Origin of the sequence: Marisediminicola senii (genome assembly GCF_011057645.1) — a bacterium.
In the GTDB taxonomy this organism is placed as follows: domain Bacteria; phylum Actinomycetota; class Actinomycetes; order Actinomycetales; family Microbacteriaceae; genus Marisediminicola; species Marisediminicola senii.
Window position 1 is genome coordinate 1 of record NZ_JAALGE010000063.1, and the last position, 11806, is coordinate 11806.

Genomic DNA, 11806 nt, shown 5'->3' on the forward strand with positions numbered 1-11806 from the left:
ATTGTCGCCCGCGCACCCGACACTGCCCTCCAGACGCCAGCCGGGCCGCGCCGGGCCCGACCGGGCGCCCACCCCGCGCCACCCCGCACCGGCGCGGTTCACCGCCCCGGCCGGGGCCCACCACCCGGCGCCCGCCGCCGCGCTCCCCGTACAGTTGTTCGGTGTCCGTTCCCAAGATCCTGCTGTTCTACGTCTTCGCGCCCCTCGCCGACCCCGAGGCGCTGCGCCTGTGGCAGCGGGAACTGTGCGATTCGCTGGGCATTCGCGGACGCATCCTGCTCTCCAAGGACGGCATGAACGGCACGGTCGGCGGCGAATTGCGCGCGGTCAAGACCTACCTCCGCAAGACCCGCGAGTACGCGCCGTTCGCCGGGATGGATGCGAAGTGGAGCGAGGGCATCGGCGAAGATTTTCCGCGTCTCAGCGTGCGGGTTCGGGACGAGCTGGTCAGCTTCGGCGCCCCGGGCGAACTGGAGGTCGACGACAACGGTGTGATCGGCGGCGGCACGCGCCTCACGCCCACCGAGCTCCATGACCTCGTCGCCGAGAGAAATGTCACCTTCTTCGACGGCCGCAACCGCATCGAGGCGGCCATCGGGCACTTCGAGAACGCCGTGATCCCCGAGGTGCAGAACACACGGGAATTCGTCGCCGAGATCGAGAGCGGCAAGTACGACCACCTCAAGGACGAGCCCGTCGTCACCTACTGCACGGGCGGCATCCGCTGCGAGGTGCTCAGCTCAATCATGGTCAACCGCGGCTTTCGCGAGGTGTACCAGCTCGACGGCGGAATCGCCCGCTACGGCGAGGAGTTCGGCGACTCCGGGCTGTGGAAGGGCTCGCTGTACGTGTTCGACAAGCGACTCTCGATGGACTTCACGGATGCCGCCGCCATCGTCGGCCGCTGCTACGCCTGCGACACCCCGAGCAAGACGACCGCGAACTGCCGCGACCTGTCGTGCCGCGAGCAGTTCGTCGTCTGCGACGAGCACGCGGCCACCGTCGCCTGCCCGGTGCACGAGCCAGCACTGCGCGAGGAGGCACTGCGCGCGAGCGACCTGCACGAGCCAGCACTGCGCTCGGCCCTCACCTCGATCGCCACGCAAATCTGACATTCGCGGATGCGACGGCCAGCCTTCATGCGTACCGTCGAAGCATGACTGCCACCACTGAAGAACTCGAGACCGTCGCGAAGATCATCGCCGACGCCAAGATCGCCCTGCTCACCACCGTCACCGCCGAGGGCCAGCTCGTGAGCCGGCCGCTCGCCGTCCAGGGCGATTCCTTCGACGGGGACCTGTGGTTCCTCACCCAGGACCCCTCGGACAAGACCACCGAGATCGCCGGCAACGACCAGGTCAACGTCGCCTTCGAGTCGAGCAAGGGTTATCTCTCGATCGCGGGCACCGCATCGGTCGTGCACGACGACGCCATGATCGACGCGCTGTGGACCACCCAGGCCGAGGCCTGGTTCCCCGACGGCCGCAACGACACCGTCGCTCTCATCAAGGTGCACGCCGAGACCGCCGAGTACTGGGCGAGCAACGAGCCCAAGCCCGTCGTGCTGTTCAAGGTCGCGAAGGCCGCCGTCACCGGCGGCACGCCCGACATCGGCGAGAACCGCACGGTCGTGCTGTAGCGCCGGTTCCACGTGAAACGCACTGACGCCCCGGACCAGCAGGTCCGGGGCGTCAGGCGTTTCAGTGTGCAGCCGTGTTCGGTGTGCAGCAGCGTTTCAGGGTGCAGCAATTCTGCCAGGGCGGTGGATGCTGCTCCGCCGCGTTACGGGCAGGTGATCGGGTCGCCCTCTTCGGTGACGTATTCGCCAGCGGGGTAGCCGAGGCACGGGTCCGCGCCGACCTGGGTCGCCGCATAGATGAAGAATCCTGCGGCGGCGATCCCCAGCACGATCGAGATGATCGAGATGATGATGCCGGCTTTGGCGAAGCCGTTCTTGTAACCCGCATCCTTCGACTTCTTGTTCGCGATGATGCTCACGATGAGGCCGGCGATGTTGAACACGAACGCCAGCACGAGGCCGACGATGCCGAGCGTCTTGCCCGGGTCCTCGCCGGGACCGCCGACCTGGTTCGGGCCGCCCTGGCCATACGCAGACGGAGCCGCGGTCTGGTTGTAGGCGGGCGACGACGCGTTCGCGTCGTAGGCCGGAGCTGCGGGCGGAGGCGGGGTGACCGGGTCGTTCGGCGTTCCACCAGTGTTGTCAGACATTTTTCTCCTAAGTCGGGTGCGTCCCCCGTGCGCAATGTTTAAGACTCTAACGGCGCTCCTCACGGAGACAAGCCCCCTGAACGGGCTGTCGCGCCTGCGCCACCCCCGGCCGCGGCAGTGCACCGCGGCGCCGTCTGCCCACCGTTCACCGGGGGTGGGCCGGGAGTGCACCGCGGCTGGCTAAGCTTTGCGAATGAGCATCGGCATCCTCACGAGCGGCGGCGACTGTCCCGGATTGAACGCGGTCATCCGCGGCGCGGTCCTCAAGGGCACGAAGATCTACAAGCAGGAGTTCGTGGGATTCCGCGACGGCTGGCGGGGCGTGGTGCAGGGCGACGTTATGCCCCTCACCCGCAAGGACATCCAGGGCATCTCCAAGCAGGGTGGAACCATCCTCGGCACCTCCCGCACCAATCCCTTCGAGGGTGACGGCGGCGTGGAGAAGATCCGGGAGAACATGGATCGCCTCGGCATCGACTCGATGATCGCGATCGGTGGCGAGGGCACCCTCGCGGCGGCCAAGCGCCTCACCGACGCGGGCATCAAGATCGTCGGCGTTCCCAAGACCGTCGACAACGACCTGTCTGCCACCGACTACACCTTCGGCTTCGACACCGCGGTGCAGATCGCCACCGACGCCATGGACCGCCTGCGCACCACCGGCGACTCGCACGGCCGGTGCATGGTCGCCGAGGTCATGGGCAGGCACGTCGGCTGGATCGCCCTTCACTCCGGCATGGCAGCCGGCGCGCACGTCATCCTCATCCCGGAGCAGAAGATCAACATCGACCAGATCTGCGAGTGGGTGCAGCAGGTCAAGGACCGCGGGCGCGCGCCGCTCGTGGTCGTCGCCGAGGGCTTCAGCCTCGACTCGATGGAGGACGCGCACTCCGAGCGCGGGCTCGACGCCTTCGGTCGTCCCCGGCTCGGCGGTATTGGCGAGATGCTCGCCCCGATCATCGAGGAGCGCACCGGCCTCGAGACGCGCGCCACCACCCTCGGCCACATCCAGCGCGGCGGAACCCCGACCTCCTTCGACCGCGTGCTCGCCACCCGCTACGGCATGGCTGCCGTCGACTCGACCATTCACGAGCGCTGGGGTCGCATGGTCTCGCTCAGCGGAACGTCGATCACCCACGTGGCGTTCGAGGACGCCCTGGGCAAGCTGAACACCGTTCCGCAGGACCGCTGGGACGAAGCATCCATTCTGTTCGGCTGATTCGGTTCGGCAAGTTCGGTTCGGCTGATTCTGCTCGGCTGATGCGGTTCGGCTGATTCTGTTCGGCTGATCCTGAGCCGGCCGGGCGCCGCCCGCCGGTCGAAGATGGCACTCCGCTAGCGTTGACGGATGTTCCGTTCCCTCCTCGTACAGAAGCCCGACGGTGACGCCGCGGCATCCACCTCCCTCGTCGAGCTCGGTGACGACGACCTGATGCCCGGCGACGTCACGGTCGACGTCGAGTACTCGAGTATGAACTTCAAGGACGGCCTCGCCATCGCGGGGCGCCCCGGCGTGATCGGCAGCTATCCGCTGGTGCCGGGGATCGACCTGGTGGGAACGGTCGCGGCATCCGATTCCGCCGACTGGGCGCCGGGCGATCGCGTGCTGCTGAACGGCTACGGCATCGGCGAGAAGCACCACGGTGGGCTGGGCGAGCGGGCGCGGGTGCGCGGCGAGTGGCTCGTCGCCCTGCCGGACGGGCTCGAGCCGCGCCACGCGGCCGCGATCGGGACCGCGGGATTCACCGCGATGCTGTCGGTGCTCGCGCTGGAGCGGCACGGTATTGCTGGTGCGGGTGCTGGCAGTGGCACGGGCACTGGCGGAGGCGGAGGCGACGACGGCCGCACTGAGGGCGGCCCGGCGGGCGACGTGCTCGTGACCGGTGCCTCCGGGGGCGTCGGATCGATCGCGATCGCGCTGCTCTCGCGCCTCGGACACCGCGTCGTCGCCTCGACCGGACGCCCCGCGGAACGCGACTACCTGCGCGGACTGGGTGCGGCCGAGGTCATCGACCGCGCCGAGCTCTCGGAGGCGGGCCGTCCGCTGCAGAAGCAGCGCTGGGCGGCCGCGGTCGACTCGGTAGGCAGCGTGACCCTCGCGAATGTCCTTGCGCAGACCACCTACGGCGGGGTCGTCGCGGCGTGCGGTCTAGCCCAGGGACCCGACCTGCCCGCGACGGTGATGCCGTTCATCCTGCGGGCGGTCACGCTGGTCGGTATCAACTCGGTGCAGGCGCCGCACGCGGATCGCGTCGAGGCGTGGTCCCGGCTCGCGCGGGACCTCGACCGCGGGCTGCTCGATGACATCACGACGACGGTGCCACTCGCGGACGCGGCATCCATCGCCGATCGCATTCTCGCGGGCGAGGTGCGCGGCCGAACCGTGGTCGACGTCCGCGCCTAGCCCGAACTGCCCTCACCGCGGCTCAGGCGGGGGCGGTGGCGGATGCCGCGGCGCGCGCCGCGGCGGGCAGCGCGTCGATGATCCGCGAGATCGCGGTGTCGTCGTACGCCGCGGAGACGAACCACGCCTCGAACACCGACGGCGGCAGCGATACGCCCGCCTCGAGCATCGCGTGGAAGAACGCCGGGTACCGCCAGCTCTGCTGCCCCTTCACGTCGGCGTAGTCGCGCGGCGCGACCGGGCTGAACGCGAACGAGAACAGGTTGCCCGCGCGCTGCACGGTGTGCTCGACGCCCTCTGCGGAGAGGGCGGATGCCACGGCCGCCGCGATCAGGTCGGCGTTCGCGTCGAGGCGGCGATAGACCTCCGCGTCGGCGAGCCGGAGTGTCGCGATCCCCGCGGCGACGGCCACCGGGTTTCCGCTCAGCGTGCCCGCCTGGTACACCGGACCGAGCGGGGCGAGGTAGTCCATCACGTCGGCTCGTCCGCCGAGGCCGGCGAGCGGCATCCCACCGCCGATGACCTTGCCGAACGCGATCAGGTCGGGGGTCCAGCCTGCACCGTCCGGCACGACGTGCCCGGCCTCGAGTCCCCACCAGCCGGCGGAGCCGACCCGGAAGCCGGTGAGCACCTCGTCGACGATGAGCAGCGCCCCGTGCTGGCGGGTGATGGTCGAGAGGGCACGGTTGAAGCCGCGGTCGGGCGGCACGACGCCCATGTTGGCCGGGGCGGCCTCGACGATGATCGCGGCGATGTCGTCGCCGTGCATGGCGAATGCCTGGTTCACCGCGTCGAGGTCGTTGTACGGCAGCACCAGGGTCTGCGCCGCGGTGGCCGCGGTCACTCCGGCCGATCCTGGCAGCGAGAGCGTCGCGAGCCCGGAGCCGGCGTCGGCGAGCAGCGCGTCGGAGTGCCCGTGGTAGTGCCCGGAGAACTTGATGAGGATGTCACGGCCGGTGAACCCGCGGGCGAGGCGGATCGCGGTCATCGTGGCTTCGGTGCCGGTCGAGACGAGTCGCAGCTTTTCGATGGGTGCGGCGGCAGCCGTGTGCACGGGTCCGTCGGTGGTGCCCGCGACGGCGACGCGCGCCCGCACCAGCTCGGCGAGTTCCGTCTCGGCCGGGGTGGACGCCCCGAACGACAGTCCCTTCGCTGCAGCCTTCTGCACGGCGTCGACGACCTGCGGGTGCGCGTGGCCGAGGATGGCCGGGCCCCAGGAGTTGACGAGGTCGACGTAGTCGCGACCCTCGGCATCGGTGATGTACGACCCCGCGGCCGACACCATGAAGCGCGGCGTGCCGCCGACCGAGCCGAAGGCGCGCACCGGCGAGTTGACGCCCCCGGGAATGGAGCGCTTGGCCCTCGCGAAGGAGAGGTCGTTGGTCACGGTCACACTCACGGTGTCGTCCTTTACGTCGGTGCTCATGCGGCTACGTCGGTGCTCATGCGGCTACGTCGGTGCTCATGCGGCTACGTCGGTGCTCATCAGGCTGCGTCGCCGCTCATGCGGTCTCGCGCAGCCAGCCGGCCAGTTCCTGCGCCCAGTAGGTGAGCACGGCGTCGGCGCCCGCGCGGCGGATGCTCACGACGGATTCCTCGATGGCGCGGCGACGGTCGATCCAGCCGTTCGCGGCGGCGGCCTCGATCATGGCGTACTCGCCGGAGACCTGGTATGCCCAGACCGGGATCTCGCTGATATCGGCGGCGCTGGCGAGCACGTCGAGGTAGCTCATCGCGGGCTTGACCATCACGATGTCGGCGCCTTCCGCGGCGTCGAGGATGGTCTCCCGGATGCCCTCGCGCGCGTTGCCGGGGTCGAGTTGGTAGGTGCGGCGATCGCCCACGAGTGTGGACTGCACCGCCTCGCGGAACGGGCCGTAGAACGCCGACGCGTACTTGGCGGCGTACGCGAGGATCGGCGTGCCCCCGAAGCCCCGACCGTCGAGCACGTCGCGCACGCCGGCGACCTGGCCGTCCATCATGCCGCTCAGCCCGAGCAGCTGCGAGCCCGATTCGGCCTGCGCGATGGCCATGTCGCGGTAGCGCTCGAGGGTGGCGTCGTTGTCGACCGACCCGTCGGCCGCGAGGACGCCGCAGTGGCCGTGGTCGGTGAATTCGTCGAGGCACAGGTCGGTCTGCACCACGAGGGCGTCGCCGAGCTCCTGCACGGCGATGCGTGTCGCGACGTTGAGGATGCCGTCGGGGTCGGTCGCCCCCGAACCCTCCGCGTCACGGACCGAGGGAACGCCGAACAGCATCACTCCGCCGATGCCCGCCGACGCGGCATCCACGAGCGCCCTACGGAAGGAGTCGAGCGAGTGCTGCGAGACACCCGGCATCGAGGTGATCGGCACGGCCTCGGCGGCGCCCTCGCGCACGAACATGGGCAGCACGAGCTCGGCGGGGTGCAGCCGCGTCTCGCCGACGAGCCGGCGCATCGCGGGGGTCGAACGGAGCCTGCGGGGGCGGACGGCGGGGCCGCGGTGGGTCATGACAGGGTCTTCTCTGACGGGCTCAGTTCGGTGACGTACTCGACGAGGGCGGCGATGAGCGATTCTGCCGAGCGCGACTCGGCGATGATGTGCACGGCGAGGCCGGCGGCGCGGGCGTCGAACGCGGTGCGCGGGCCGATGCAGGCGACGACGGTGCTGGTGGGCAGCGGGTCGAGCTGCTGGGCGATCTGCCGCGCGACGCTGCCCGAGGTCACGAGCACGGCGCGGATGCGGCCGGATGCCACGTCGGCGGCGATGTCGTCGGCGACGGGCACGCCGACCGTGCGATAAGCGGCCACGAAGTGCGCGTCGAAGCCGAGGTGGCGGAGGCCAGCGACGAGGGTCGGCTCGGCGATCTCGGACTGCGGAATGAGCACGCGCCCGCGCACGTCGCTCATCGGCCACTCGCGCACCAGGCCGCGCGCGGAGTTGTCACCCTCCGGGATGAAGTCGACACGGTAGCCGGCGAGTGTGAGGGCTGCGGCGGTGGTCTCGCCGACCGCGGCGATCTTGGTGCCGGGCGGCACGTGGGTGCCGTGGCTCATCAGCACGTCGACGGTGGTGGCGCTGGTGATCACGAGCCACTCGTACTCGCCGTTCGACAGCTGCTCGAACTCGGCGGCGAGCGCTTCGGGGTCGTCGGTGCTCGCGAAGTTGATCAGCGGTGCGACGACGGGCACGGCACCGTGGGTGCGCAGTTCGGCCGCGACGCGGTCGCCCCATCCCCCGCCGCGGGGCACGAGCACGCGCCACCCGGCCAGCGCCTTCACCTGCGTGCGGCTCACGCTGCGCCGCCGACCGGGGCGATGTCGGCCGCGCCGAGCGACAGCAGCTCGCTGGCCACATTGGCGGCGACGGTGTCGGCGGGCTTCGGGTGGTCTGCCACGTAGAGCGCGTGCGAGCTGGTCACGTGGCTGCTGCCGTCGGGGTGGTAGACCCTGGCCGACAGGAACAGCAGGCCGTCGTCGACGATCGCGTGGGCGCCGATCGGGGCGGCGCACCCGGCCTCGAGGATGCGCAGCACCTCGCGTTCCGCGGTGACGTTGAGGCGGGTCGGCGCGTGGTCGATGCGCGCGATGGCCTTCTTCAGCTCGGGGTCGGGGTTCGCCCTGGTCTCGATGGCGAGCGCGCCCTGGCCGGGTGCGGATGGCCATCCGTCGAGCCCGCAGTACTCGGTGACGGCGTCGAGGCGGCCGAGGCGCGTGAGGCCGGCGGCGGCGAGCACCACGGCGTCGAGCTCTCCCGACGAGACCTTGCCGAGGCGGGTGTCGACGTTGCCGCGGATGTCGACGACCTCGAGGTCGGGCCGGCGGGCCTTGAGCTGCGCGACCCGGCGGGGCGACCCGGTGCCGACGCGGGCGCCGGGCGGAAGGGTGTCGAGGGTCAGGCCGTCGCGCGCGCACAGCGCATCGCGGGCGTCCTCGCGGCGCGGGATGCCGGTGACGACGAGCCCGGGGGCGTCAGCCGTCGGCAGGTCCTTGAGCGAGTGCACGATCATGTCGCAGCGCCCGTCGAGCAGGGCCTCGCGCAGGGCGGTCGCGAACACGCCGGTGCCGCCGAGCGACGACAGCGACTGGCGCGACGTGTCGCCCTCGGTGGTGATCTCCACCAGTTCGGTGGGCTGGCCGGATGCCGCAGCGATCGATTCGGCCACGGTACCGGTCTGCGACATCGCGAGTGCGCTGGCGCGGGTACCGATACGGATCACGGCTGCAACCCGGCCACCGTCGGCTTGAATCCCAGCCTCACGTTCTCGCAGCAGCCGGGGCGGCACACGTCGTACCAGGGCCCGAGCTTGGTGAGCGACGGGCGCTGCTCGACGGGAGTCGCATCGCGGCGTTCGATCACGAGGTCGACGAGACCGGACACGTAGGCGGCGTGCACGCCGGGCGTCGGCACGCGCACCGCGAGGATGCCGTGCTTCTGCGACGTCTCCATCGCCTCGGTGTCGAGGTCCCACTTGACCTCCATGTGGTCGCTCACGAAGCCGAGCGGCACGATCACGACGGCGCGGATACCGGCGAGCGCGAGCTCGTCGATGGCGTCGTTGATGTCGGGCTCGAGCCACGGCTGGGTGGGCGGACCGGAGCGCGACTGGTAGACGAGGCTCCACTCGATCGCCCCCGGGGCGGCAGAGAGGGTGGATGCCGCAGCGTCTGGCACCTGGGTCGCCCCCGGCAGCAGCGCAGCCGACATTGCCTCGGCGTTCTCGGTGACACCCGAGGCCTCGTCACCGGCACCGGTGGCCTCCGCGACGGAGGACGCCTGCGCGGCGATGACGACCTCGGCGACCGCGAGGTGCTGGGCGGCGTAGGCCCCGCCCGCGCCGAACCCGCGCGACGCGGGGCCGCTCTTCGCGGCATCCGTCGAGGGAATCGAGTGGGTGGAGAACAGCACGTGCGTCTGGTCGAGCGGGATGCCGGCGGCGGCGACCTCGGCGAGCCCGGTGCGCACGCCCTCGATGAACGGTTCGACGAAACCGGGGTGGTCGAAGAATTGGCGCACCTTGTCGATCTGGATGACGCCCTCGAGGCCGGTGTCGGCGAGGGCTGCCGCATAGTCCTCGCGGTACTGGCGGCAGCTGGAGTACGAGCTGTAGGCGCTGGTGCCGATGGCGATGAGCTTGGTGAATCCGCGTTCGTTGGCCTCGACGAGGGCGTCGCGGATGTAGGGGTCCCAGTTGCGGTTGCCCCACAGCACGGGCAGGTCGATGCCGCGCCTGGCGAGTTCGGCCTCGAGGGCCGCCTTGAGCTCACGGTTCTGGTCGTTGATCGGGCTCACTCCGCCGAAGTGGCGGTAGTGGTGCGCGACCTCTTCGAGCCTCTCGTCGGGGATGCCGCGGCCACGGGTCACGTTGCGCAGGAACGGGATCACGTCGTCCTGCCCCTCCGGTCCGCCGAAGCTCGCGAGCAGGATGGCGTCGTAGGCGGTGGGTTCGGTCACGTGCTCGGGTCCGGCCTGGGCGGCGGGCGTTGCCGCGCGCACGAACTGGTCGGCGTCGGCGATCACGGGACGGTCATCGGCGATGGTCATGCGAGTACCTCGGGAATCTCCGTCGTCTCGATGCGACGACCGGTGTAGAACGGGACTTCTTCACGTACGTGGCGGCGGGCCTCGGTCTGGCGCAGGTGGCGCATGAGGTCGACCAGGTCGACGAGTTCGGGGGCCTCGAGGGCGAGGATCCACTCGTAGTCGCCGAGCGCGAATGACGCGACGGTGTTGGCGAGCACCTGGGGGTACTGGGCGCCCTTGCGGCCGTGGCCGCCGAGCATGGCGCGACGTTCCTCTTCTGGCAGCAGGTACCAGTCGTACGACCGCACGAACGGGTAGACCGTGAGCCAGGCCTCCGGCTCCTTGTCGCGCATGAATGCGGGGAGGTGGTTGGCGGTGAACTCGGCGTCGCGGTGCACGCCCATGGCGATCCACGCGGTGCTGAGGCTGCGCAGCAGCGGGGTGCGGCGCAGATCACGGAGCGCCTGCTGCAGCGCTGCCGGGTCTGGCCCGTGCAGCCAGATCATCAGGTCGGCGTCTGCACGCATCGACGAGACGTCGTAGAAGCCGCGCACGACGACGCCGCCCTCGGCGAGCTTCGCGACGACCCCGTCCATCTTGCCGACGATGATCGCTTCATCGGAGTCGGGAAAGCGATCGTGTTCGGTGGTTCGGTGCAGCACCGCCCAGAGCGTGTATCCGAGTGGGGGAGCTGTGGGTTGCGCATCAGCGCTTGTAGTCATGGGGTCCATTCTCCCCTGCCACGGCTGGGGCAATACTGGGGGGCGCGAACGTCAATCTCGCGAGACGATGGCCCAGGCCACGATGCCGCCGACCACCGCGATGGCGGCGCCGACCCCAGCGATCCACGGCACGGGATCTGCCTCGTAGCTGGCGCGGGCGCGGCCTGCCGCGATCCCGACCTGCTTGGGAACGTTGAGTCGGTCCTCGATCTCGTCGAGGGTGCTCTCGAGCTGCGCGCGGGTCTGCGCGACCTTGTGCTGGATGTCCGAGGTGTTGGAGTCGCTCACTATGCCAGTCCCTTGATGGTGTCGATGTCGCTCTTGACGCTGTCGATCGTCTTGGTGGGGATGGGCGGGATTCCGCCCTTGAGCTTGCGGTAGCCGATGAAGCCAATTATGGCAGCGACGAGCAGCAGCACGAAGGCCACGATGAGGGCGGCGAGCCAGCCCGGCATCACGAGCGACAGCGCGAGGATGATCACGGTGAGCACCACGCCGAACATGAAGAGCAGGATGACAGCGGCCACCGCGATCAGGGCCCCGCCGATGCCGAGGGCCTTGAGCTTGACGATCATCTCGGCCTTGAGCTGGTCGATCTCGCCCTTGACGAGGTCGGTCACCAGGGTCGGGATCTCGCCGATCAGCGTGAACAGCGACTTCTTCGGCTTTCCGGGCTCGAACGATCGCCGCACGCGCGGGCCAGCGGGGGGCGGCGTCTTCGCGCCGGAGCCGCCGACGCCGCCGGAACCGCCGACGCCACCCGACCCGCCGGCCGTCGGGGCAGAAACCACGGGGCGTCCGACCGGCGGGGGGGGGCCGGCGGCGGGGGGCGGGGGGGGGCTCGCGGGCGGGGGGCCGGCGGTGGCGGTCGCTGCCGGGTGCTTAGGGGGGTGGCTCTTATATACATCTGTCGCCGCCGACGAAGGAGGGTGTGGGGAGCTGCGCGG

General features: G+C 70.3%; 13 protein-coding genes. 4 read left to right on the forward strand and 9 right to left on the reverse strand.

The genetic code is table 11. The features are described 5' to 3' along the window. Positions 1–161: 161 nt before the first annotated feature. Together trhO and G5S38_RS14225 are read left to right on the forward strand one after the other, a co-directional pair. Entirely contained in the window at positions 162–1112 is a 951-nt protein-coding gene (gene trhO / locus G5S38_RS14220; RefSeq protein WP_165069986.1) for an oxygen-dependent tRNA uridine(34) hydroxylase TrhO, read from the forward strand. Between the two features lie 44 nt (positions 1113–1156). Continuing rightward, a complete protein-coding gene (locus G5S38_RS14225; protein ID WP_165069988.1) occupies positions 1157–1639 on the forward strand; it encodes a pyridoxamine 5'-phosphate oxidase family protein in 483 nt (160 codons plus the stop codon). A 143-nt stretch (positions 1640–1782) separates the two neighbouring features. Here the strand turns inward: G5S38_RS14225 and G5S38_RS14230 are convergent, their stop codons facing one another. Then, positions 1783–2229 carry a hypothetical protein gene (locus tag G5S38_RS14230; RefSeq protein WP_165069991.1) on the reverse strand — a complete coding sequence of 149 codons (447 nt, stop codon included), beginning with the start codon at positions 2227–2229 and terminating at the stop codon, positions 1783–1785. 193 nt (positions 2230–2422) lie between these two features. Here G5S38_RS14230 and G5S38_RS14235 point away from each other — a divergent pair, with 193 nt between their 5' ends. After that, the gene (locus G5S38_RS14235; RefSeq protein WP_165069994.1) at positions 2423–3448 is read left to right on the forward strand and encodes a 6-phosphofructokinase; all 1026 of its coding nucleotides are present in this window, start codon (positions 2423–2425) and stop codon (positions 3446–3448) included. Positions 3449–3577: 129 nt separating this feature from the next. Next, positions 3578–4633, forward strand: a complete 1056-nt coding sequence (locus G5S38_RS14240) for an MDR family oxidoreductase (RefSeq protein WP_165069996.1) — start codon at positions 3578–3580, stop codon at positions 4631–4633. Positions 4634–4655: 22 nt separating this feature from the next. Here G5S38_RS14240 and hemL read toward each other — a convergent pair whose 3' ends face one another. The 8 genes from hemL to G5S38_RS14280 form a co-directional block, all read right to left on the reverse strand. Further along, on the reverse strand, positions 4656–6059 hold the full coding sequence (hemL, locus tag G5S38_RS14245) for a glutamate-1-semialdehyde 2,1-aminomutase (protein WP_201276704.1): 1404 nt from the start codon (positions 6057–6059) through the stop codon (positions 4656–4658). Positions 6060–6135: 76 nt separating this feature from the next. Next, positions 6136–7125 carry a porphobilinogen synthase gene (gene hemB, locus G5S38_RS14250; protein ID WP_165069999.1) on the reverse strand — a complete coding sequence of 330 codons (990 nt, stop codon included), beginning with the start codon at positions 7123–7125 and terminating at the stop codon, positions 6136–6138. Then, positions 7122–7910 (reverse strand): uroporphyrinogen-III synthase, encoded by a 789-nt coding sequence (locus G5S38_RS14255; RefSeq protein WP_165070002.1) that lies wholly within the window; start codon positions 7908–7910, stop codon positions 7122–7124. The genes hemB and G5S38_RS14255 overlap by 4 nt, the downstream gene beginning before the upstream one ends. Then, positions 7907–8833 carry a hydroxymethylbilane synthase gene (gene hemC, locus G5S38_RS14260; protein ID WP_268921085.1) on the reverse strand — a complete coding sequence of 309 codons (927 nt, stop codon included), beginning with the start codon at positions 8831–8833 and terminating at the stop codon, positions 7907–7909. The genes G5S38_RS14255 and hemC overlap by 4 nt, the downstream gene beginning before the upstream one ends. Continuing rightward, positions 8830–10158, reverse strand: coding sequence for a ferrochelatase (locus tag G5S38_RS14265; RefSeq protein ID WP_165070005.1), 1329 nt, complete (start codon positions 10156–10158; stop codon positions 8830–8832). Before G5S38_RS14265 ends, hemC begins: the two co-directional genes overlap by 4 nt. After that, positions 10155–10859: a hydrogen peroxide-dependent heme synthase gene (gene hemQ, locus G5S38_RS14270; protein WP_201276705.1), complete on the reverse strand. Its 705-nt coding sequence runs from the start codon at positions 10857–10859 to the stop codon at positions 10155–10157. Before hemQ ends, G5S38_RS14265 begins: the two co-directional genes overlap by 4 nt. 51 nt (positions 10860–10910) lie before the next feature. Beyond that, entirely contained in the window at positions 10911–11147 is a 237-nt protein-coding gene (locus G5S38_RS14275) for a DUF3618 domain-containing protein (protein WP_165070011.1), read from the reverse strand. Then, entirely contained in the window at positions 11147–11650 is a 504-nt protein-coding gene (locus tag G5S38_RS14280; protein WP_165070014.1) for a phage holin family protein, read from the reverse strand. Before G5S38_RS14280 ends, G5S38_RS14275 begins: the two co-directional genes overlap by 1 nt. Positions 11651–11806 lie beyond the last annotated feature (156 nt).